The sequence below is a fragment of the Bacillus sp. P4_E1 genome, assembly GCF_056401715.1.
The window spans coordinates 123,780-147,333 of record NZ_JBFUIV010000001.1 but is presented as its reverse complement, the minus strand read 5'-3'; the positions used below and the strand labels follow the sequence as shown (position 1 = coordinate 147,333).

General features: G+C 33.1%; 19 protein-coding genes and 1 pseudogene. 14 read left to right on the top strand and 6 right to left on the bottom strand.

Annotated features, from left to right (window positions below):
- Window positions 1–17: 17 nt before the first annotated feature.
- Window positions 18–955: pseudogene (locus AC1DS7_RS00715) on the bottom strand (DMT family transporter).
- Between the two features lie 123 nt (window positions 956–1,078).
- Between AC1DS7_RS00715 and AC1DS7_RS00710 the strand changes: the two are divergent.
- The 3 genes from AC1DS7_RS00710 to AC1DS7_RS00700 all read left to right on the top strand — a co-directional run bounded on the left by AC1DS7_RS00710 (window position 1,079) and on the right by AC1DS7_RS00700 (window position 4,122).
- A complete protein-coding gene (locus tag AC1DS7_RS00710; RefSeq protein ID WP_476998683.1) occupies window positions 1,079–2,449 on the top strand; it encodes an aminotransferase-like domain-containing protein in 1,371 nt (456 codons plus the stop codon).
- A 243-nt stretch (window positions 2,450–2,692) separates the two neighbouring features.
- A complete protein-coding gene (locus AC1DS7_RS00705; RefSeq protein WP_002141876.1) occupies window positions 2,693–3,109 on the top strand; it encodes a VOC family protein in 417 nt (138 codons plus the stop codon).
- A 134-nt stretch (window positions 3,110–3,243) separates the two neighbouring features.
- Window positions 3,244–4,122, top strand: a complete 879-nt coding sequence (locus AC1DS7_RS00700; RefSeq protein ID WP_476998682.1) for an SDR family oxidoreductase — start codon at window positions 3,244–3,246, stop codon at window positions 4,120–4,122.
- An 82-nt stretch (window positions 4,123–4,204) separates the two neighbouring features.
- Here AC1DS7_RS00700 and AC1DS7_RS00695 read toward each other — a convergent pair whose 3' ends face one another.
- The gene (locus AC1DS7_RS00695) at window positions 4,205–4,858 is read right to left on the bottom strand and encodes a CPBP family intramembrane glutamic endopeptidase (RefSeq protein WP_002013319.1); all 654 of its coding nucleotides are present in this window, start codon (window positions 4,856–4,858) and stop codon (window positions 4,205–4,207) included.
- Between the two features lie 398 nt (window positions 4,859–5,256).
- On the opposite strand from AC1DS7_RS00695, the gene AC1DS7_RS00690 reads away from it, so the two are divergent.
- The 3 genes from AC1DS7_RS00690 (at window position 5,257) to AC1DS7_RS00680 (ending at window position 6,283) form a co-directional block, all read left to right on the top strand.
- On the top strand, window positions 5,257–5,460 hold the full coding sequence (locus AC1DS7_RS00690) for a hypothetical protein (RefSeq protein ID WP_000290880.1): 204 nt from the start codon (window positions 5,257–5,259) through the stop codon (window positions 5,458–5,460).
- A 75-nt stretch (window positions 5,461–5,535) separates the two neighbouring features.
- Entirely contained in the window at window positions 5,536–5,802 is a 267-nt protein-coding gene (locus AC1DS7_RS00685; RefSeq protein ID WP_476998681.1) for a hypothetical protein, read from the top strand.
- A complete protein-coding gene (locus tag AC1DS7_RS00680) occupies window positions 5,786–6,283 on the top strand; it encodes a DUF421 domain-containing protein (protein WP_002085380.1) in 498 nt (165 codons plus the stop codon). Before AC1DS7_RS00685 ends, AC1DS7_RS00680 begins: the two co-directional genes overlap by 17 nt.
- Before the next feature lie 85 nt (window positions 6,284–6,368).
- On the opposite strand, the gene AC1DS7_RS00675 is transcribed toward AC1DS7_RS00680, so the two are convergent.
- Window positions 6,369–7,862, bottom strand: coding sequence for a multicopper oxidase family protein (locus AC1DS7_RS00675; RefSeq protein ID WP_476998680.1), 1,494 nt, complete (start codon window positions 7,860–7,862; stop codon window positions 6,369–6,371).
- A gap of 409 nt (window positions 7,863–8,271) precedes the next feature.
- Here AC1DS7_RS00675 and AC1DS7_RS00670 point away from each other — a divergent pair, with 409 nt between their 5' ends.
- Window positions 8,272–8,805 (top strand): TetR/AcrR family transcriptional regulator, encoded by a 534-nt coding sequence (locus AC1DS7_RS00670; RefSeq protein ID WP_002013313.1) that lies wholly within the window; start codon window positions 8,272–8,274, stop codon window positions 8,803–8,805.
- A 167-nt stretch (window positions 8,806–8,972) separates the two neighbouring features.
- Window positions 8,973–9,395, top strand: coding sequence for a DUF3995 domain-containing protein (locus tag AC1DS7_RS00665; RefSeq protein ID WP_002136501.1), 423 nt, complete (start codon window positions 8,973–8,975; stop codon window positions 9,393–9,395).
- Window positions 9,396–9,737: 342 nt separating this feature from the next.
- On the opposite strand, the gene pdxR is transcribed toward AC1DS7_RS00665, so the two are convergent.
- Window positions 9,738–11,177 (bottom strand): MocR-like pyridoxine biosynthesis transcription factor PdxR, encoded by a 1,440-nt coding sequence (gene pdxR / locus AC1DS7_RS00660; RefSeq protein WP_002141887.1) that lies wholly within the window; start codon window positions 11,175–11,177, stop codon window positions 9,738–9,740.
- A gap of 148 nt (window positions 11,178–11,325) precedes the next feature.
- On the opposite strand from pdxR, the gene AC1DS7_RS00655 reads away from it, so the two are divergent.
- Window positions 11,326–12,243, top strand: a complete 918-nt coding sequence (locus AC1DS7_RS00655; protein ID WP_088039439.1) for a DMT family transporter — start codon at window positions 11,326–11,328, stop codon at window positions 12,241–12,243.
- A 215-nt stretch (window positions 12,244–12,458) separates the two neighbouring features.
- Here the strand turns inward: AC1DS7_RS00655 and AC1DS7_RS00650 are convergent, their stop codons facing one another.
- Window positions 12,459–12,902: a carboxymuconolactone decarboxylase family protein gene (locus AC1DS7_RS00650; protein WP_002189701.1), complete on the bottom strand. Its 444-nt coding sequence runs from the start codon at window positions 12,900–12,902 to the stop codon at window positions 12,459–12,461.
- 81 nt (window positions 12,903–12,983) lie between these two features.
- Window positions 12,984–14,288 (bottom strand): preprotein translocase subunit SecY, encoded by a 1,305-nt coding sequence (secY, locus tag AC1DS7_RS00645; protein ID WP_476998679.1) that lies wholly within the window; start codon window positions 14,286–14,288, stop codon window positions 12,984–12,986.
- Window positions 14,289–14,597: 309 nt separating this feature from the next.
- On the opposite strand from secY, the gene AC1DS7_RS00640 reads away from it, so the two are divergent.
- From AC1DS7_RS00640 to pulA, 5 genes are all read left to right on the top strand, one after another.
- Window positions 14,598–14,741, top strand: coding sequence for a hypothetical protein (locus AC1DS7_RS00640; RefSeq protein WP_171904064.1), 144 nt, complete (start codon window positions 14,598–14,600; stop codon window positions 14,739–14,741).
- Between the two features lie 84 nt (window positions 14,742–14,825).
- Complete coding sequence (locus AC1DS7_RS00635; protein ID WP_476998678.1) at window positions 14,826–15,341, top strand: DinB family protein; 516 nt, start codon at window positions 14,826–14,828, stop codon at window positions 15,339–15,341.
- 555 nt (window positions 15,342–15,896) lie between these two features.
- The gene (locus AC1DS7_RS00630) at window positions 15,897–17,843 is read left to right on the top strand and encodes a bifunctional metallophosphatase/5'-nucleotidase (protein ID WP_476998677.1); all 1,947 of its coding nucleotides are present in this window, start codon (window positions 15,897–15,899) and stop codon (window positions 17,841–17,843) included.
- A gap of 681 nt (window positions 17,844–18,524) precedes the next feature.
- A complete protein-coding gene (locus AC1DS7_RS00625) occupies window positions 18,525–20,228 on the top strand; it encodes a M4 family metallopeptidase (RefSeq protein ID WP_002127556.1) in 1,704 nt (567 codons plus the stop codon).
- A 483-nt stretch (window positions 20,229–20,711) separates the two neighbouring features.
- On the top strand, window positions 20,712–23,282 hold the full coding sequence (pulA, locus tag AC1DS7_RS00620; protein ID WP_476998676.1) for a type I pullulanase: 2,571 nt from the start codon (window positions 20,712–20,714) through the stop codon (window positions 23,280–23,282).
- Window positions 23,283–23,554 lie beyond the last annotated feature (272 nt).

Here is a 23,554-nt window from a genome sequence, read left to right as displayed (position 1 = left end):
TATTTACCCCTCACTTTTTATTTACTCAAGGAGGTATTCTTCTTTTTCGCTATGATTCCTTTTTTTTCAGAAAATTTGTGCCTATTACTCCAAGAACAATCATAAGTGTACCGACAATATGATAGTAGGCAATTTGCTCGTGTAAGAATACAACGCCTGCGATAATGGTAATAAGTGTAGATAAGTTGCTAAAAACACTTATTTTGGCTGCTTCAATATAAGATAATGAATAGTTTAATAATAATGCTGTCAGTAAGGAAGAAAGTAATCCTAAATATAAAATGGAGATAAGGAATGTTCCATTCGTAAATGGCTTAAAGTATACAGTTATTGTACCTTTGTTCATATGGTCAATGATTGCGATGAAATTAAAACTAATAAAACCGATTGCTGTCATTGTGTATGTTAAATCCATCAGCTTGAATTTCTTTGTCATTTTTCGAGTTAATACATTGTAGCAAGCAGATGATAATGCCGATAATAAAATGAGAATAACACCGATAAAGCTCGTTTCATGAGCCCCTATACCATTCATAACAAATATATAAATGACACCTATGACAGAAATACATACTGATGTTTTTTGCCATGTATTCGTATATTCTTTTAAAAAATAGGAAGCTAGTATCATCGTAAATATAGGGATCGTTGCTTGTATAATTCCAGCCTCAGATGAACTTGTATATACTAAGCCAAATGCTTGGAAAGCAAAGAACAATGCTGGATAAAATATTGCGAGTGGTAAAAGTGTAAGTATGTTTTTAAATGATATATTTAACTTTACAAAACCGAAAATAACCGGAATGGTTGCTACTATGAAGGCAACTGTAAAACGGTGAGCCAGAGTATCAAGAGGACTCGTAATGGTTAGTGCTAGTTTCACAAACATAAATGAAAACCCAATAATAAATGAATAGAGTAATGCTGATATATATGCTTTTGTTGTATTTGTCATAATTCCACCTCATAGTAGTTGATTTCTTACTGGCCAGTATAAGTACATAGTAATCCTTCTGATCTAGTGCTACAATGTGAACAAATAAAAACTGTACCGGTACAAAAAATAGGAGGTGTAATGATGTATAAATATTTACATGTTTTGAACGACTTAGAAAGTATGATTCAAAATGGTGAGATAAAAGAAGGAAAGAAATTACCGTCTATACGGTCGCTTGTTACACAATATGAATKTAATAAAGCGACTGTAATACGAGCGCTGCATGAATTGGAAAAGCGTCATATTATTTATTCTGTACCTCAAAGTGGATACTACGTTGTTAAGAAATCTGGAAGTTACGTAGAAAGTAACGAGATTATTGATTTCGCTTCTTCGGCCCCAGATCCAGATGTTTTTCCATACTTAGATTTTCAGCATTGCATTAATAAAGCGATTGATACCTATAAGAATGATTTGTTTATATACGGAACACCGAAAGGGTTACCATCTTTAATTTCGGTTGTGCAAAAACAGTTAGCAAACTATCAAGTTTTCACGAAGGAAGATAATATATTTATAACGTCAGGTGTGCAGCAAGCACTTGCTATATTAACTTCAATACCATTTCCGAATGAAAACGAAACGATATTAATTGAACAGCCAACATATCATTTATATATTGAATATCTAGAAATAAATAAAATTCCTGTAATCGGCATTAAACGTACGAATGAAGGCATCGACTTGAATGAATTAGAACGTATATTTCGAACAGGAAAAATAAAATTCTTTTATACGATACCGAGATATCATCATCCACTTGGAACGTCTTATTCTAAAGATGAGAAAGAAAAAATCGTGCTATTGGCCAAGAAGTATAATGTATTTATAGTGGAAGACGACTATTTAGCAGATTTAGAAACTGATTCAAAAGTAGATCCGTTTTACAGCCAAGATAATTGTAATCATGTTATATATTTAAAAAGTTATTCGAAAATCATCTTTCCTGGTTTGCGAGTCGGTGTTGCAGTCATCCCGCAATCCATTGCAGATGCCTTTTATAAGTATAAAAAGATTTTAGATATCGATAGTCCTATGATTTCGCAAGCTGCTTTAGAAATTTACATAAAGAGCGGAATGTTTGATCGGCATAAACATAAAATAAAAGCATCTTACTACAATAGGTCAAAAAAACTAGCGGCAGTAGTAGAAGGTGTTCAAAATGAAAATCCACATTTGTTTACTTCTAGAACAGTAGATCCAATTGGAATACACACTTGTTTACAGTTGAAAAAAAATATAGTCACGGACACATTTATTAAAAATTTAAGCAAGAGTCAAATAAGTATAGATTCTATTGATAAAAATTATTTAAGTAACTTTCATAAAGAGAGATTGTTAAAGTTAAATGTATCTAATGTAAAAGAAGAAAAGATTGAAGAAGGGATTGGCAAAGTAATTGGGGAAATAAAACGAACGAACCGTGTGGATTTTCAGTTTAAAAAAGAATAAAAATTATGAGGGGGCGTGTTTTGAATAGAATAGCCTTGTTTGTATGTATTGCTCTTATTGATTCACAATATTATTGTTTAATTACAAAAAAATCGTTACGTTCATGATCTTCCATTAAAAGGGCATTTTCTTGAATGTGGATAAGAGAATGGGTTATTTATATGTGAATTAAAGGTAATTCAGAAGATGTTATTTCGTTTTAGTATGTGGAAATATTACTCAACATTATGGAGGAGATCGATTATGAGCAATACACAGACATTACGAGGGCTAACCACAGTTAGTTTTTGGACAGATAATCTAGCAGCCGCAAAGAAATGGTACGCTGACATATTAGGAAGTGAACCATACTTTGAACGTCCAGGATATGCCGAATTTCGCATTGGCGACTACCAACACGAGCTAGGTTTAATCGATAGCCGTTATGCGCCAGCTGATTCAGTGACCGGCCCATCTGGCTCTATAGTGTACTGGCATGTTGATGATGTAACAGCAACTTTCAATAAGCTACTGTCTATGGGAGCAAAAGAATATGAGGCACCTACAGAGCGCGGCGTGGGATTCATCACGGCTTCCGTAGTTGATCCCTTCGGAAACATATTAGGCGTTATGTACAATCAGCACTATTTAGATGTGCTGATTTCGAACAGAAAAGCATGAACTTCGCTGCTGCACAACGAAGCATAGGGTGCAATGCTAATCAAATTTAATTAATATTATTTTAACCCCTTCTTAAAATCAGAACGGGGTACCGAAAATAATTATACTTGATTATAAAGAGTAAGGAGAATCACATGAAACCATTACAAGGTAAAGTAGCAGTTGTGGCCGGAGCAACACGAGGCGCCGGAAGAGGTATTGCGATGATGCTTGGTGAAGCTGGTGCAACTGTATATGTAACAGGAAGAAGTACAAAAGGGAATTTATCCTGTATGGGAAGAACTGAAACGATTGAAGAAACGGCAGAGCTTGTTACAAAGCAAGGCGGAAAAGGAATCGCAGTTCGTGTTGATCATACGGTAGAAGAAGATATTAAAGCATTATTTACAAAGATTCAAGACGAACAAAATGGACAGCTTGATATTTTAGTAAACGATGTTTGGGGCGGCGATCCTTTAACGGAATGGGAGAAACCTTTCTGGGAACACAATCTACATAACGGACTACTTATGCAACAAAGAGCTGTTCATTCTCATATAATGACAAGCCATTACGGTGTACCATTAATGGTGAAAAATAAAATGGGACTTGTTATTGAAATTACAGATGGAGTCGATTATCAATATCGAGGTAATTTGTACTATAGTTTAGCAAAAGTCTCAACAATTCATTTAGCAGAAGCTATTGCGAAAGATTTAGAACAACACAATATTACAGCTGTCGCAGTTAGTCCAGGATTCCTTCGTTCAGAAGTGATGCTAGATATATTTGGTGTAACAGAGGAGAATTGGCGAGAAGGAGCTAAACAAGACCCTCATTTTATCGCATCAGAAACTCCTTTCTTTGTTGGAAGAGCAGTAGCAGCTTTAGCAAGTGATCCAAATGTTCATGAAAAAACGGGACGAGCGTTAAGTTCATGGGAATTAGGAAGAGAGTATGGATTTACAGATATGGATGGAAGACGCCCAGATTGGGGGGGATATTTTGAGGAGAATGTTTTGAATCAAAATTAATGTTTTTAGAGCACTCAATAGCTGAGTGCTCTTGTTCTTTATACAATACGCAAATAATAAAGTCCTTTTAAAAATAAAATGGTTATTTAAAAAGCATTGGTACAAATGAAATACAGTCAAAAATAAAGTGACAAATCCAACTGACCCAAATACTTTTTGAATTTTTCCATATATAATTTAGTGCTAATCTAATTGGGATTATAGTTATTAATAACTGCATTGGCACAAAACCATAAGCTGGAATATGCCACAAAGCGAACAACAAACTACATATTAATGATGCCGTGCCAAATTTTAATCCTAATTTTTGTAATGCGATAATTATATTAGTGCAAATCAACTCTTCACCCATTAACATAAAGGGTACACGGAATAAAATCATAGAAATACTTATTACTTCAGCAACGGAATTTTTGGTTGCAGGTTCAAAAATGTAACTGAATATTAAGTTGGAAGCCATACCGACGATAATTGTTAAAGGCAAACCCCAAAGTAATGTCTTAATATTAAAATGTTTAAATTGTTCTAATGATATTTTTCCTAAAAAATAGTAGCCTATAATTCCACATAATACAAGATTCCATAAAGCTTCAAGAATCATCCCCAATACTTCAGGTATATTATCTCCTAACACTGCGAAAAGTTGATATACAATCCCGGAAATAATTAATAAGCCCAAAGCCAAAAGGGATTTCGAATCAATTTTCTTCTCTGTTTCTATAATCTTTGTTTCCACAACAACCCCTTCTTTCTTATTATTTCATTGATTACGAATATATAATAGCACATTGTTCTCCAAAATAATGGTAATTGAGACGATCATAATAATTTTATTTTTCCAAATCAGTAAGTCCAAGATTAGGAGATTCCTTGCAAGAATCATTTAGACCAAAACCTATTATTAATGTCGTGATTGAAATAAAGCAATTATTAAACAAAAATAATAATCGCCCATCAAATTTATGAGTAGGCGATTAATGTATTTCTAAGAACAAAATTAAACAACTTTATTATCTTTACACATATATCGCATAAAACATTTTTTAACTTCATTAAATATATAGGGAATCATTACCAAAAAAATGATATCCTTAAAGTATAGTCTATATTTTGTATAGGAGGGTGATGGAGTCTATGGCGGTACGTATAGTCGATGATTTACAACAATTCTCTTTATTACTTATGTTTTTGAGTACATTAATATTTTACAGATACTTAAAGAAGATTAAACGAGAGAGAAAACTGACTTCTTTCGAATGGACAATGTATTTTGTCACTCAATTCGCGACTTCTATTTGGGCAATTACTTATTTTATTAAATTCTTGTCTGAATCGTAAGTTACATTAAACCATTTTAGTTTACTGGGTTATTGTTATCTATTAGGGATATAAATATAGTCCGTATCTAAGTCAATGACGACATCGGTCTTAATATCTTCTTGTAATGACTTTGGAATGTTTTCAGAAGGTCATACTGTGTATGCAATGATTCGTAACGAATCACAAGTAGAAGCAATGAAGAAAATTGATGCTTTACCAGTACTAGCTGGGAGAGAGGTGCCTCAAAGAATAAGGCACGTAAAGAGCATGGATACTTTAAAATATCATAAAAATCCTTTAATGGGAATACTAGTAACATTCACTATTAAAGGATTGGGCTGTAATGAATATACTTTTTGAAAGCATTATTTTAATCCTCACTGGAATTATTGTTTTAAAATTGACAGGTAGTAAATCTGTTAGCCAAATGACGAGAGCTGAAATTATTATTGTGGTTTCTATAGGACGTATTATTGTAGAACCTATATTAAGTAGGAAAGTAGGCCCATCTATTTTTGCTGCGTTTATTTTTGCGGGTGTTTTACTTATTATTCATTTTTTTGAATTGAAATCACGAAAAGTAGAAAAGTTTCTAAATGGAAATAGCATTATTGTTATAGAAAACGGAGAAATCTTAAAAAAGAATTTATTACGCGCGAAAATGTCAGAACAACAATTATTTATGCATCTGAGAGAAAAAGGTATACATGAAATCAAGAATTTACAACAAGCAACTGTAGAAACGAATGGACGGATTGGGTATCAACTAACTACTAAGGCACAACCAGTTACTTTGGAAATGCTAGAAAAGCTTCTAGAGCAATGCAATCTGAAAAAATAGTTTTAGACTGAAAAGTGCTTATACATAAAGGTACTTTTTGCAAATATGTAAAAGTCCCTTCAGTAATTCTGAAGGGACTTTCGTGTTATCTTTTGTGTTTATTAAGACTGGAAGGTATGATTTTTAACGGTCTCATCATATCATGGTCTTCATGCTCTAAACGATGACAGTGCCATACATAATCTCCAGAATAGGGCTCAAACTTCATTATGATTCGGACGGTTTGTTCACCTGCTACTAGAACGGTATCTTTTAATCCGAAATCAGCTGGGAGAGGATTTAATAAGTTTCCATTCAAATCATGACGATCAAGAACTTGAAAATTAACTAGATGTATATGAATAGGATGAATCCCAACGGTCAAATTTACTAACTCCCATATTTCAACAGAATTTAATAAAGGTGTTTCTGTCACTGGATCGTCCCATTCTTTATTATCTAATAAAAGCATGAGACGTCCAAATTCATCCTCTGAGTCATTTAATGTTAATCGTCTTACTTTCTTTACTTTTTCTACGGGAATAAAGTCAATGTTACTTAATTTGCATGGGATTTTACTTTTATCTGGGCAGGATAATGGTTTCGTTACTTGGAACTCCATTATCTCACCAGTTGGATTATCTAAATCAATTCCATTTTGTAAAACTACTTTTTTTCCTTCAAACCTTGAAAAATCAATAATAATGTCAATACGCTCTGCTGGTGAAACATCTAAACTTTGTACTTTAATCGGCCGTTTAAGAAGGCCTCCATCAGTGCCTATTAAAAAGAATGAGCTAAGGTCACTTAATTGGAACTTGTATGTGCGAGTATTAGAAGCGTTTAATAAACGAAATCTATATTTGCGGGGCTCAACTTTTAAAAATGGCCATACTTTCCCGTTAACTGCAATTGTATTTCCTAAAAATAGAGGAACAATAGAAGGGTATGGTAAACCTGGTGGTGGGTCTTCTGGTTGAGCAGGATAAAATAGGGAACCATCCGGATTAAAGGATTTATCTTGAACGATAAGAGGTATTTCGTATTTCCCCTTAGGAAGAGGTAGTGATTTTTCTTCTTTATCACGAATCAAGTAAAGTCCTGCAAGACCCGCATATACATTTAAACGAGTAATCCCAAGTGCATGATCATGATACCAAAGGGTGGTTGCTCGTTCTCGATTCGTATAATGATAAATCTCTTTTACGAAACTAGGTCCTGTTTGTTGAAAGTTTTTCGTAAACCATGCTTCAGGATGACCATCGCTATCTGGTTCACTTGGGCTTCCATGTAAATGTACAACAGTTCGTACTTCTGGGTTATCATGCGCCCCGTGAACAGTTGTATCAACAGGTAAGAAGTGTTTTTCAGGTAAATCGTTTGACCATCTCACATATACAGGATGATCTTTTTTTACCTCAAACGTTGGACCAGGTACCATTCCATTATAACCCCATACTTTCGTCTTTGGTAAATCACTATGAAACTTGTGTAGCGTTTCAATCATACGTACATCATAAAACGGCTTACCTTTATATGTTCCTATAGGTTTTATTGCAGAGGGAATCGGAAGGGGATCAATAAATTTTTTTAATTCCAAATATCGCTATCTCCTTTCGTGTAATATAGTATATTCTATTACGTGAATGTTATATTGTTTGTATACTTGACCAACAAAATCATTGATATATCCCTTATACATGTGAATCTAATATGACTTAAAATAATATACAGGAAAATTTAGTGGTCTAACTGCTTATTCAAGGGTTTTAGGCTGTGGACCATCCAAATTTTCTTGAAATTTGCAGAGGAAGATATTTTACTGGGCAAAACAGAAAATCTATTTGATTTAGTATGTGCTTGTATTTTATCAAGGGTGATGACGATCAATATTACGATTAACAACATTAAAGTTCATAAAAATAAACAGAATGAATAATTGACAAAAAATGAGAATAGTAGTAATCTAACGTAAAACATACGCTACCGTATTTTATTGGAGAGATAATATGCAATTAACGAGGGAAGACTGGATAAAAGTAGGATTACAACAATTAGCTAATGAAGGTATACATAAAGTTCGCATTGAAGCACTTGCTCGATTGCTAAAAATAAGCAAAGGAAGCTTCTATCACTATTTTCGTGACCATCAAGAGCTTTTAGATTCTATGCTCGACTTTTGGGAAGTGCATGCAACAAAGCTGATTGTTCAAAGTATGGAGCAACAGGATGCCTCTTTAGAACAGCTATTACAGATTAGTTTTAATCGAGATAAAAAAATTGAGAATGGTATTTATGCTTGGGCTAAATACGATCCTGTTGTGGCAACACGTTTAGTAGATATAGAAGAACAAAGAATTTCTTGTGTTGCAAAATTGTATCAAAAAATGGGCGTAGACGAAACTGAATCAATTGATCGAGCGAGACTTGCCTATTTAACGTATGTAGGATGGATGACAAGGTTTGAAGCAAATCTTAATTTTGATATTGATAAAATGGTTGAGCTTTTAACTTCTTTCAGCGGGTGTCCAAACATCCACTGAAAGAAGTGGAAGCCTCCGGCGGATGTCACGGAATTATGCTGAGGCATAATTGATTATTCGATAATAAATGTCCCTAATATGGTTATAAAACCTGAAGGGACAATACTTTCACTATAACATACGGTAGTGTATGTTATCTTTGAAGTTACGAAATTGGGGGCGAATAAATGAAATTACTATTAATAGTAGTAGCTGTGGGGCTTCTGTGGTTTATCAGTTTTTTGCATATTTATTGGGCTTTTGGAGGTCGATGGGGTTCTGCTGCTGTTATCCCAGTAAAAGAGGGAGAACATAAGCCTGCTTTTACTCCGAGAATATGGGGAACATTATTCGTAGCCATTCTTATTCTATTAGCTAGTGTCATTATTGTTGTTCAAGTAGGTTATTTACAGGGGTTCGAAGCAAATAGTTTATCTAAAATCGGAAGTATTGTCTGTGCTTTAGTTTTCATTGTTAGAGCAATTGGTGATTTTAAGTTTGTTGGATTTTTCAAAAAAATTAAACATTCTCAGTTTGCTAGATATGACACTTGGTTCTATAGTCCATTATGTTTATTCTTTGGTTTTGTCTATATCATGTTGTTGTTTTAATAAGTATAATGAATCCCCTATAAAATAAATTTCATGCAGGAAGAAAACACCTCTTATTGAACAAGTAGTAATAAAAAGAAGTTTGAGCATAGCAATAGAGCAATACAGGTTCTGGTGACAGCGAAGTCCGCTATGATTAGTCATTTGTGTTTAAAAAGAGGATAGATAGGGCGAATTTATTCAAGCTCTTCTATCCTTTTAATTTTTATACATATAAAATGTATGACATTAGATAAGAATTCACTATTAATAATAGGTTCAGCTTATATCTTGACTTTTAATAAAATTTTAAAGTGTTGGTTTTTTATTGTGTGAATAAGAGGTTAGTTGTTGTTTTAGAGTTTAAATCATTGATTTAAACTTGGCAATTGTATCATGTAATCTTTCTAATCCAATCAACATATCTTTTTCATTTAACATTGAATAACTAATTCGCAAATGATTATATTGATTTTCATGGTTTATCAGACAAGCTGTGCCGGGTAAAAAAGAAACATCTACTTCATTCGCTTTTTGTAATAATGTAAAAGGATCGATTGACTGAGGGAGTGTAACCCATAAGTTAAATCCTCCATTAGGTATTTCAAATTCTAATTCTTTTAATGGAGATAATATATCAATTGTTAAATCGCGTCTAATTTGTAAAGCAGTCCGTAATTTTTCTAAATGATTTTTCATTCGTTCCGCGCGTAAAAAAGGAAGTAGTGCTTTTTGTGTCAATAAGGGACTACCAATATCCATCGAAGCCTTAACGGCGTATAACCATTCAAAGATAGGACCTTCAGCTGCAAGTGCCGCGATGCGAAGACCTGGTGCTAACGTTTTACTAAATCCTTTTAAATATATAACATGACCATTTGTATCAAAGCTTTTTATTGGAGGGGGAATTTTAAAATCCTCAAAATATATCTCTCCGAAAGAATCATCCTCTAAAATGAAAAATTGATAAAGCTCTGCTAGTTCTACAAGTTCCATTCTTCTTTCTTTACTCATTACTGTGCCCGTTGGATTCTGAAAAGTAGGATTCACATATAACAAAACAGGATTCTTTCTTTGACAAATATCATCGATTAAATCTGAGCGAATGCCGTTGTTATCAAGACTAACAGGGATAATTTGAACTCCTTTATTAACAAATACATCAAGCGCCGCTCCGTAACACGGACTTTCTACTAACACTATGTCTCCAGGTTTTAATAATGTTTGGGCGATTAAATCAATTCCTTGCTGGGCACCACTTGTAATTAATAATTGAGATGGATCTGTAACTACTTGTTGGTGTTCTTTTAAGTAGTTTGTTATTTCCACTCTAAGTTCTTTGTCACCTTGAACAGGTCCATATGTTGCCAGTATCATTTGATCCTTATTAAGTAATTTGTGCATTTCATCTGAAAGAAACGGATTTGGTAATAAACGTGGATAAAGGACAGCCTGTGAAAAATCAAAATATTTACGATGTTGGTTCATTACATATTGAGAACGCATAACATTAATGGATTTCGTTTGTTGCCATTGATATGGAATTGGTTTGAAATCTTTGTTCACACGTTTATGTATATAGGCACCTTTTCCTTGTTCAATTCGTATATAACCTTTCGTTTCTAACTGTTTATAAGCTTTACGAACAGTTAATAAACTAATTTGCAAATCATCGGCCATAGCACGTAAAGAAGGGAGGTAATCGCCATGCGAAAGCATCCCGCTTTGAATTCTCTCAACAATTTGCATATATATTTGTTGGTAATATGGTATGTTGGATTCTTTACGTAGTACTATCTTCATAGAATCACCTGTTTTTCTTTTTAATTTAATTAAAGCGAAAAATAGTCTGACAATCAACTATATTTTCATTCAACTGTTATATGCTCGGATACACTGTTATACACCATATCCTCTATACTCATTTCAAGAGTAAAAAGGAGGAAGGAAAATGGTCATTTTAAATTATATTTTAGTATGTATCATCTTTGGAACAACATTTTTAACGATAAAAATCGGAATTGAGGCAGGTGCACCGCCGTTATTTTCAGCTGGAATTCGCTTCTTTTTGGCCGGTCTTATTCTCATTACTATTTTTAAGTTAAAGAAAAAGCGTGTTATGCCTTATTTATTATCAAAGCGTATTATGGGCGCTGGCTTTTGTTTAACATTTATGACATTCGCAACGTTATATTGGGCAGAACAGCATATTTCTTCTGGATTAGCAGCAGTGCTTTCTGCAACAGCCCCAATGATGATTTTATTGCTACAATCAAAGAAAAATAAAACAAAATTACAACGAGAACAGTTTTTGGCTTTATTCATAGCACTTACAGGAGTTTTATTTATATCTTTACCTGGCATGCATCAAGAACTTACTTTCATATGGAGTATTGCATGCCTTGTCATAATAGTTGGGCAACTATTTTACGGAATAGGTTCTATTTATTCAAAAGAAATACTTTCAAATTCGCCTGACGTATCACCTTTTCTGATTAACGGTATTCAAATGTTTTATGGGGGAATCTTGTTATTAATTGTATCTATTATAATGGAACAGCCTAATCTAACAGTCTTAACATCTTGGAATGTACAATGGCCAATTTTATATCTCATATTTGTAGGATCAATCGGTGGGCACGGTTTATATTATTGGCTCTTATCAAAAACAAATCCAATATTTCCATCAACATGGTTGTATGTATCTCCATTAATCGCTGTTATTGTAGGTTATTTTGTATTAGGAGAACCATTAAATCCTGCAATGGGAATTGGAGCTTGTTTAATCTTGATTGGTGTATTTTTAGCGAATCGTTCTACACTTGGAGTTTATTTTAAGCAAGGAAGGTTGTTAAAAAAAGAGATGTAGTTAAAGTTTAATGATGTAGAAAACAGCGAAAAACGTATTCAAACTTTAGAAGGAAAAATAGTTAATTTAGAGAAAGTGATTAACACATTAGAATATAGATTAGGGATAGTAGAATCAAAAACACAGTTGGAGAAATAACCAACTGTGTTTTTATATAGGGTGTATTTTATTTTACACTTAACTAAATCGGTCGAATATTGTTTGGTGGATAAGTGTTATTTTTTTATTACGGTATTGCCCATCGCGATAGAAATTCGATTCCAATTGTTTATTTGATTAATGATTAACACAAGGTCAACATATTGTTTTTCGTCAAAGTGTTCACGTACTCGGTTATATAGATTTTCAGGAACTCTTTTAGTAGGAATGAGAGTAATATGCTCCGATAGTTCCAAAGCAACTTTTTCTTCAGGAGTATAAAAATCACAATCATCCCAAGCATTTAAGCAATAAATTCTTTGCTCAGTTTCACCCAATTTTCGGGCGTCAGAAGTATGCATATCGATACAATAAGCACAGCCATTAATTTGAGAGACTCTAATTTTTATAAGCTCTCTAACAGCTCGATTAATTGAAGATTTCTTCGTGTATTTCTCCATATCCATCATAATTTTCATACCATCAGGCGAAATATCATAATAAGACATTCTTTGACTCATAAGACAAAACCTCCGTTATTATAAGTTTTTATAATAAAAACACACTAGGCCGCTATTGTGACTTCTAGTGTGTTTTTGTAATTAATTCACTTTTTTTATAAAACCTTTATAATGACGCTTCACAAGTTGACTTTCTAACGTCTTCATCGTTTCTAATKCAACACCTACGATGATTAGTAAACTCGTACCACCGATTTGAGCAGATGGTGGTAATGTTGCGATTTTCGTGAATACGAGCGGTAATATTGAAATTGCTCCTAAGAAAATCGCACCGATAAATGTTAAACGGTATAAAATTTTTGTTACATACTGTTCTGTAGATTTACCTGGGCGAATACCCGGGACATATCCGTTTTGCTTTTTCAAATTCTCAGCCATTTGTTCAGGGTTTACTTGAATAAATGCATAGAAGTATGTGAAAGCAACGATAAGACCAACATAAAGCGCCATTCCAAACGGATGTGCAAAATCAAGATTCGCAATTAGCCATTTAGATACGCTCGAGTCAGGGAAGAGCTGCGCAATTGTACGCGGCGTCATTAAAAAGGCTGAAGCAAAGATAACAGGAATTACACCTGCACTATTTACTTTAAGAGGTAAATGAGTATTTTTTGCTCCTTGATATTGATTGTTTCCTGAAACAGCTTTTGCATATTGAATCGGTATTTTTCGAACAGCTTGTTGAATGTAAATAACACCAACAACTATCGCTAAAATTACGAGTCCAATTAAAACCATTTTTATTATGTGCATAAATAACTGATCGCCTGCGTTTTGGAATTGTTGCAAATAAATTTGATTAGCGACATTCGGGATCGCCGCAACAAGTCCTGCGAAGATAATCATTGAGATTCCATTACCAACGCCATTAGCGGTAATTTGTTCACCTAACCAAAGTAAAAATGCAGTACCAGCAGTTAAAACTGTCGCAATAAATAAGTATGTAGTCCAGCTTTGATCTGTAATTAATTGTCCACCTGCTATATTATTAAAACCATAAGACATCCCAATGGATTGTATGAATGCGAGAATGATTGTAAAGTAGCGAGTAAATTGAGCTGATTTCTTACGGCCCATTTCTCCTTGCTTTGCCCATTCTGTAAATTTAGGTACAACGTCCATTTGTAGTAATTGTACAATGATAGAAGCTGTAATATATGGTGTGATACCTACAGCAAAGATTGAGAAGTGTTGCAGTGCTCCTCCGCCAAATACGTTTAGCATACCTAAAACGTTGGCTTGATCTTGTACTTTTAATACCTCTGCGTTAGTATGAGGAACTGGAATAAACGTGCCAATTCGAAAAACAATTAGCATCGCTAGTGTAAAAAGAATTTTGTTTCTTATCTCAGCTACTCTCATGAAATTTGAAATCGTACGAAACATTATGTCGCCTCCTATATTTTTATCAGTTCAAAACTGATTATTATATCCCGATGAAGTAACCACAAACCTCCTTCCGCATTAAATTCATTTGACAAATGGAATTTTATACATTTTGTAGTTTTCACGGATATAAAAATATAAGGTGTTTATACAAGCGATTTATTAACTTTTCGTAATCATTCAATACCCATAATATAACTAATAAATTAACAAATGTACATACATAAGCATTAAAAATGAATGAATAGAGTGATTTTTTACATATATTTAATGCTAGATTGATAATTAGGAACGTTTTATGTAGTTATATTGAAAGGATTCCGTGGAAAGTATTATGATGTAGCTGTAGCACATAATAACCTCAAGGAAATCTTCAAGGATGTTGAGAGAACTCATACATTTCAGCATGAATTAGAGAACCTACTAAAGAAAGAAAAGATTGGATTGGAATAATAGTGAAGGAAAATCTTTTTTCCATAGAGAATATTTCTAGCGTAGGAATTTAAGTCTGTAGGTTCTAGCGAAAGGAGAATTCACATGAATACATTTGTAAATGACAAGTTTTATGAAACTAGAAATCAATTATTTGAGGAAATTACTTTGTTAAGTGATGCTCAATTTAATAGGAAACCAGATAAGGATAAATGGAGTATAGCACAAGTTTGTCATCACTTAGTTTTATTAGATGAGAGAGTTATAACAGTTATTTCATCGGGATTAAAAAAGGTGGATAGTATCTTAAATGAGCGTAAAGAAATTCACACTATTTTATTAGATAGATCKATAAAATTTATAGCCCCAGAAATGATTGAACCAAGTATAKAACCATTTGAAGTACAGCAAATGGTTGATTTGTTAAACGACTCTAGAAAAGAATTGATGCGTTTCCTGAGTACAATAGAAGATGAATCTATATTAGCGAAAAAATCAGTGACGCATCCAGCTCTTGGAGAATTACTTCTTGATCAGTGGATAGAACTGATCTATTTGCATGAACAGCGTCATATAGAACAAATTAAAGAGATAAAATTGCTTTGTGGAGTTGAAAAGTAAAATCATTGTCTATTTATTGAGCGATTTGGGATAGCATCAAGGATTCGAGTGATAAAATACAAGTCCTGATTAAAATTATGATGAATTTAGTTGAAAGCAACCAATAAGCAGAAAAAAATACGAAACTAGCAGATTTTACTCCTGAAGAGGAAACGAACATTTGAAAAAAATCTGAATCCGATTTGCTGTATAAGTGTAACCCCGTCTTAAATGAAGAGCGGGGTTATTATTTTTGGAAGTGATCTCAGCATTTTCATATAGAAGGAAAAAATTAGAAATAAAATCCGAAAATGAGTTATATGTCCAAAATTTTGAAAGTACATATACATCTACCGTTGGTTTAGCGCTCTTCACACGTTGGAGGAAGAAGTATTTTATTAGAAAACGATAAAATACTATTCTGTTAGGGGATATATGCATTTTATTCTCTATATTTTCACAGCAAAACCACCTCCAAAATTATCTTTTGTAGTTGAATTTCTCTGAATAATAAGTTACATTTTTAAAGTTCAAGCAACTTTATGACAGTACAAAAAGGGGAGAAATATTGATATTATGCAAAAAACGAAATGGAAGAACTATGTATGCTATTTTATTATTCTTATGCTTCTTGTAACAGCAGTAACAGTCAAACCAGCTATTTCTAAGGCTGAGGAATCTAATGTTAATATTACATTGTTAGGTACTGCAGATATTCATGGTAGATTTATGCCTTGGGATTATGCGCTTGATGGAGCAAATATGAGTGGAAGTTTGACGCAGCTTTATACGGTTATAAAGAAGGTACGTCAAGAAAATCCAAATACCATATTAGTAGATGCCGGGGATACAATTCAAGGAAACTCAGTAGAATTATTCAACGATAAGCCACAATCGCCAATGATGGTAGCAATGAATACAATGGGATATGACGCCTGGGCATTTGGAAATCATGAATTCAACTTTGGATTAGATACATTGAAAAAAGTTAGTGAGCAATACAAGGGAAAGACGTTAGCAGGAAATATTTATAAGGAAAATGGAGAGCGTTTTCTTCMTGCATATACGATTGTTGAAAAAGGTGRAATTAAAGTCGGGATTATTGGTATGAATACACCAATGATTAGTGATTTTGAAAAAGGGACAGATCATTTGGATGGTTTAGTAGTGAAAAATCCAGTAGAAGAGACAAAAAAGGCTATTAAAGAATTAGAAGATAAAGTAGATGTAATGGTAGGGGTTATGCATATGGGATTAGAAAATGAGAATGGAATCTCAGGTACTGGTGTTCAAGATATTGCGAATGCTTGTCCGGAACTAAGCGCTATTTTTGCGGCTCATATGCATAAACTTGTAAAAAAAGAAGTTGTAAATGGCGTAATTATTACAGAACCAGATAAATACGGAACGCATATTTCACGTATTGACCTTACTTTTACAAAGCAAGATGGGAAGCTTGTTTTAAAAGATAAAACAGCTACCGCTATACCTGTAAAAAATGCTGATGGAACTACAGTATTATCTGATTCTACACTTGAAGAAACACTTACACCTTTTCATGAGTATGCGAGAGGAGATGCAAATGTTGTAGTCGCTCAATTAAAGGGTAGAAACCTTGTTCCTGAAAATGAAATAAAGGGTATTCCAAGTGTGCAGATTCAAGAGACACCTTTATCAGATTTCTTTCATGAAGTCATGCTCCATTACAGCAAGGCGGATGTAGTAGCCCATCAAATTGATAATGATTATGCCCGTTTGGATATAGGTCCTATAAAGAAGAAAGATATTGCTTATAATTATCAATATGCTTTGGGAGAAATTACAGTATATAAGATAACTGGAAAAGATTTAAAAGACTATATGGAATGGGCAGCAGGATATTTTAACTCATCTCGTGCCGGAGATGTAACAGTTAGCTTTGATAAAAACCGTCGTGCGTCTAAATACAGTACGAACGATTTCTTTGGAGGCGTAAAATACGAAATTGACTTAACAAAACCATATGGTAGTAGAATTACAAATTTACGCTCTATTCGTACAAATAAACCAATCAAAATGAGCGATGTTATGACGCTAGGAATGAATGCGTATAGAATGGAGGCTCTTCAGGCAAAAGGGGGAGCTTTAGAGGGACGTAAATTTGAACAAACTTGGTCATCTAAACAAGAGAATGCATTCGGAGAAACAGGTGGAACCATTCGTAACCTTGCTATTACATATTTAAAAGAGGTAAAGAACGGTGTATACACGCCAAAAGTTATGCATAATTGGAAAATTACTGGTGTAGATACACATTCTTCAGAGCATAAGGCTGTAGTTGATCTTATAAATAAAGGGATTTTAGAAATCCCAAAAACAGAAGATGGAAAATATACAAATATAGCATCTATAAATACTAAAGATTCAATTACAAAAGAAGAGATTGTAGCACTCTCACAAAAAGCTAATATTAATCCAAATCAGTTTAATCATGTAAAAAGAAAAGGTGAATTTTACAAAAAACTTAGTAGGATAATTAAATAAATATAAAAAAGATGGCTCTCGTGCAAAAAACTATTAAACTTGGACATACCATTAACCTAAAAAAGTTTGTGATCGGTATGGAAATATAGAGAATCATCGGTAAAAAATCCCCTGAATCGCTTTGAAGATTTAGGGGATTTTTCATTTAAATAATTATTGTTTCATTTCTCACTATGTATATTTATAATATGCTTTAAAAGAACATACCTTAAGTTAATAACATGCAATAGATATGTCCTTTTCTATATTTAAATGGGGAGACAAATTTATCTTTGAAAGATATTTTTGACAAGATGAAACTCATATAAGACTTCAGCAGTCTCAAAACGTTACAATCCATGCAGCTATAGACATAAATAACAAAATTATATTGAAAAATCTAACTTGTATATGCGTTGCCTCACCTCACTAAAATATTTAACTACAATTCTTAAAATAGTAAAGAGTGGTTTTTTATGTTGTTAATAAGATATAAGTGTACTTTGATTAGAATGAATATAGATAATTAACGACTAACCAATTGGATGAGCACCTAAAAGGGCTCATTTTTTATTTTATCGACCACATATATGTAATTTTGCATAATATTACATAAATTTTGTATTTTCTCTTTTTTTCGACATAAATAGACAGTATACTTTGTACAAGCTTTCTATTTCAAAAATTATACGAGGTGAAAAAATGAAAAACACAAAGACATTAACTAAAGTAGCATTAACAACAGGATTAGCTTTAACAGCTGTGGCACCATACGGAATAGGTCATGCAGAGGAAACAGATCAACTTCAAGTTCAAATTCAGGAGGACTCATTCCGTTCAGGTGAACTTACACAACCGTCACAAAAAACACCAGAGAATGTAGTAAAAGATGCTCTTAAGGAGAAAGCTGAACAAGCTCTTTCTCCAAATCAAGTCAATGGAGAAACAGGAGTAGATTATAAAGTTCTTCAAAAACGTGGTTCGTATGATGGAACAACACTTGTGCGTATGCAGCAAACATACGAAGGAAAAGAAGTATATGGCCATCAATTAACTGCACACGTAGATAATAACGGTGTTATTAAAAGTGTTTCAGGCGATAGCGCGCAAAATTTAAAACAAGAAGAATTGAAAAAGCCTATTAATCTATCAAAAGATGAAGCGAAACAATATATTTATACGAAATACGGGAACGATATCAAGTTTATTTCTGAGCCAGAAGTTAAGGAAGTTATTTTTGTTGATGAAAATAATGGACAAGCTAGCAATGCATATCAAGTTACATTTGAAGCGGCAACACCAAACTATGTTTCTGGAACTTATTTAGTAAATGCACAAAATGGTGATATGTTAAAAAATATGGTACAAGAATCTAACTTAAAAGCAAGTGAAAAACTAGTTGGAGCTTTAAAGGAAAGTAAAAAAAGTAGTCTTACATCATTAACTGGAACAGGAAAAGATGATTTAGGTATATCTCGTTCATTTGGTATTTCTAAACAAAGTAATGGCAAATATGCACTTGCTGATTATACAAGAGGGCAAGGAATTGAAACATATGATGTGAATTACAGAGATATTACTAAAGAAGAAAGCTATTATCCTGGTACACTAGCAACCAGCACTTCAACAACATTTAACGATCCAAAAGCAGTAAGTGCTCATTACTTAGCAACAAAGGTATTTGATTTTTATAAAGATAAATATAAGCGTAATAGTTTTGATAATAAGGGACAAAAGGTAGTTTCAGTTGTACATGCTTGGGATTCTGAAGATACGAACGATCCGAAAAATTGGCAAAATGCATTAAGTGCTAATAATGGAAGTATGCTTGTATATGGCGATCCTATTGTCAAGGCATATGACGTAGCTGGACATGAATTTACACATGCTGTTACTTCTAGCGAATCTAATCTTGAATATTACGGTGAATCTGGTGCGATTAATGAGGCGCTATCTGATATTATGGGAACATCTATTGAGAAATACGTAAATAATGGAAGCTTTAACTGGACAATGGGCGAACAAACTGGATCTGTTTTCCGTGATATGGAAAACCCAGCTTCTGTTCCATCTTCACTTGGAGTACCGTATCCAGATGATTACAGTGAATTTAACGATTTTAATGGATGGGATCAAGGTGGTGTTCATTTTAATTCAAGTATTATTAATAAAGTTGCGTATCTCATTGCAAAAGGTGGAACTCATAACGGAGTAACTGTTAAAGGAATTGGTGAAGATAAAATGTTTGATATTTTCTATTATGCAAATACAGATGAGTTAAACATGACATCTAATTTCAAAGAATTGAAATCAGCATGTATTCGAGTGGCAACTAATAAATATGGTGCGAATACAGCTGAAGTTCAAGCAGTGCAAAAAGCATTTGATGCAGCAAAAATTAAGTAAGTTAGAAATATAGTTTTCATTCATATATTAATACATTATGAAAATCAGCTAATGTCATTTTAAGGATATTAGCTGATTTTTTACGTAGCAATGTATTAGTGAAAATAAAATTACTAAGCAATAATCAGGCATCTATCTTCAATAAGTTACGACAAATATATAAGATTTCAAGGATATAAAAACAGAAAATTAATAATATATTGACCTTTTAATAGTAAGTGCTATAAAATGAAAGCGATAACAAACGATTGCTTTAAAATGATTTCCCTGATCTTTTAGTATTTACAACTATATTAAGGCAAAAAAAATCTATTTTTTTAAGCATTAATGCAAACGTTTTCGTATTAAAAGATCATTGAAATACATACGTGAAAATAGTCAATATGGGGGTGAAGTAAAAGAGATTTCTACATTAATTTAAGCAGTGTAATTTAGTATGAGCATAATAAATAGCTCGTACTATTTAAAGAAAGGGTGTATGTGGTGCAAATTACAAAAAAATTAATTAACAAATCGTTTTTATTACTTACCATAATCGTTATGTTATCATCTGTTTTCTCTTTTCAGAGTGTGAAGGCAGTTTCAAATTCGAAAACAACTGAAATTATCATTCATTACAAAGAGAAATCTGGAAATACAAAAGACTGGAATCTTTGGGTATGGGGAGAAAATGCAAACGGTAAATCTTATGAATTTACTGGTGAAGATGAATTTGGAAAATACGCTAAGATAAAAATAGATGGTGACTATAATCGTGTAGGGTTTATAGTTCGTACCAATGAATGGGAAAAAGATGGAGGTGATCACTGGGTTGAAAATATAAGGGATGGTCGTGCTGAAGTATGGATCCTTTCGGGTGATGAAAAAGTATATGATTCTAAGCCTTCTTCTGATCTCTCTATTCAAAAAGCTACTATTGATAGTTTTAATGAAATCACTATAAATACTAATATTCCGTTTAATATTAAGGAACAGAAAATTGAAATTGAAGGCGTTAAAATTAAGGGAATTAGTCCTTATGATAAAAATAGTGGAGATATTACTAATAAGGTTAAAATAATTACGGAACAGAAAATTGATTTAAAACAAACATACAAAGTTAAAATAGCAAACTTAGCTGATGCGAATACTGAAATCGGTAAAGTCATTCGTAGCGAGGAATTTAATAATTTATTTTATTATGGTGGTAATGATTTAGGGAATATATATACTCCGCAACATACAAAGTTCCGCTTATGGGCTCCTACTTCGAGTGAAACGAAGTTAGTTACATATAAAAAATGGAGCGATAAAATAGGTACTGAAATAAACATGCAACAAGGTGAAAAGGGAACTTGGAAAGCAGAACTTAAAGGGAACCAAAAAGGTCTCTTTTATACGTATAAGGTGAAAATTGGGGATAAGTGGACTGAAGCGGTTGATCCGTATGTGCGTGCTGCTTCTGTAAATGGAGATAAAGGTGCAGTTGTTGATTTAGAAGAAACAAATCCGAAAAAATGGAAAGCAAACAAAAAGCCAAAATTTAAAAATCCGGAAGATGCTATTATTTATGAATTGCATGTACGCGATCTTTCCATTCAACCTGAAAGTGGTATTAAGCAAAAAGGAAAATATTTAGGTGTAACAGAAAAAGGAACAAAAGGGCCTGAAGGTGTAAAAACAGGACTTGATCATATGAAAGATCTTGGTGTTACTCACGTTCAGTTTTTACCGATATTTGATTATGCTTCAGTAAATGAAGAGAATTTAAATGAACCACAATATAACTGGGGATATGACCCGAAAAATTTCAACGTCCCAGAGGGCTCCTATTCTACAAATCCTTTTGAGCCAACTGTTCGAATAACTGAATTAAAGCAAATGATTCAAACATTGCATGATAATAATCTTCGTGTTGTGATGGACGTAGTATATAACCATATGTATAATGCCGCTGAATCAAATTTTCATAAGTTAGTTCCAGGTTACTATTATCGTTACAATGAAGACGGAACATTAGCAAATGGAACTGGAGTAGGGAATGATACCGCTTCAGAACGAAAGATGATGAGAAAATTTATGGTAGATTCCGTCACATACTGGGCAAAAGAATACAATTTAGATGGGTTCCGTTTTGATTTAATGGGTATTCATGATTATGAAACGATGAATGAGATACGTAAAGCTGTTAATCAAATTGATCCTTCTATTATTCTGCATGGAGAAGGCTGGGATTTAAATACACCTCTTGCAGCTGAATTGAAAGCAAATCAAAAAAATGCGGAGAAAATGAAAGGGATTGCTCATTTTAACGATAATATTCGTGATGGATTGAAAGGTAGTGTATTTGAGGAGAAAGAAAATGGTTTTGTAAATGGAAAGCAAAACATGGAAGACCGTATTAAAAAAGGCATTACAGCCGGTATTGACTATGATACAAATTCGTCTACTTATCAAGATCCGGAGCAGGTGCTAACTTATGTGGAAGCACATGACAATCATACTTTATGGGATAAACTTGAGTTGACTAATTCAGGTGACAGTGAAGAAATGCGAAAACAAATGCATAAATTATCTTCTTCTATTTTATTAACATCACAAGGTATTCCATTCTTACATGCAGGACAAGAGTTTATGCGCACAAAATATGGTGATCATAATAGTTACAAATCTCCTGATTCTATTAACCAGATGGATTGGTTACGCCGTGCAGCATTTAATAATGAAGTAGAGTATATGAAGGGCTTAATAGATTTACGCAAAAAATACCCAGCTTTTCGTATGACTTCTGCAGAGCAAATTAAAAAGTATGTAGCTTTTATCGATGTTCCCAAAAATGTTGTAGCTTATACAATAGATGGAAAGGGAAGTGGGAATAAAAGTGAATACTTTATGGTGGCTCACAATGCAAATAGGGAAGCCGTTGACATAACACTTCCATCGAAAGGTCCATGGAAAGTGCTAGTAAACGAGAATCAGGCGGGAAGTAAAACACTTTACGTTGTCCATGACAATAAAATTAAAGTTCCTGCATTAAGTTCACTAGTTTTAAAAACAGAAAAACCGATTAAATAAAAGCAAATAATGTGAAAGTATATACTGAATTAAGCAAATTGAATAGGGATTGCAAATGAAAAAAGCGAAGTGAAGGTTGTTTTCACTTCGCTTTTAAAGTTAAAGTAATATAATTTCACATACTGTAATTATATTACAATTTAATAAAAACAATAAACAAAAGGAGAAGAACTTATCGAGGTTCTTCTCCTTTTTAATCTGTAATTAAAGTATCCATAGTTGCAGGTATAGGTAGTGTAAATGAACTTTTCTTATTTAATTAACAGAGGATA

Coding starts and splice junctions, on each gene's coding strand:
- AC1DS7_RS00685 (WP_476998681.1), top strand. CDS start 5,536: ATGACGACATCGGTCTTAATATCTTCTTGTAATGACTTTGGAATGTTT.
- AC1DS7_RS00680 (WP_002085380.1), top strand. CDS start 5,786: ATGAATATACTTTTTGAAAGCATTATTTTAATCCTCACTGGAATTATT.
- AC1DS7_RS00625 (WP_002127556.1), top strand. CDS start 18,525: ATGAAAAACACAAAGACATTAACTAAAGTAGCATTAACAACAGGATTA.
- AC1DS7_RS00700 (WP_476998682.1), top strand. CDS start 3,244: ATGAAACCATTACAAGGTAAAGTAGCAGTTGTGGCCGGAGCAACACGA.
- AC1DS7_RS00670 (WP_002013313.1), top strand. CDS start 8,272: ATGCAATTAACGAGGGAAGACTGGATAAAAGTAGGATTACAACAATTA.
- AC1DS7_RS00705 (WP_002141876.1), top strand. CDS start 2,693: ATGAGCAATACACAGACATTACGAGGGCTAACCACAGTTAGTTTTTGG.
- AC1DS7_RS00665 (WP_002136501.1), top strand. CDS start 8,973: ATGAAATTACTATTAATAGTAGTAGCTGTGGGGCTTCTGTGGTTTATC.
- pdxR (WP_002141887.1), bottom strand. CDS start 11,177: ATGAAGATAGTACTACGTAAAGAATCCAACATACCATATTACCAACAA.
- AC1DS7_RS00655 (WP_088039439.1), top strand. CDS start 11,326: ATGGTCATTTTAAATTATATTTTAGTATGTATCATCTTTGGAACAACA.
- AC1DS7_RS00690 (WP_000290880.1), top strand. CDS start 5,257: ATGGCGGTACGTATAGTCGATGATTTACAACAATTCTCTTTATTACTT.
- AC1DS7_RS00650 (WP_002189701.1), bottom strand. CDS start 12,902: ATGAGTCAAAGAATGTCTTATTATGATATTTCGCCTGATGGTATGAAA.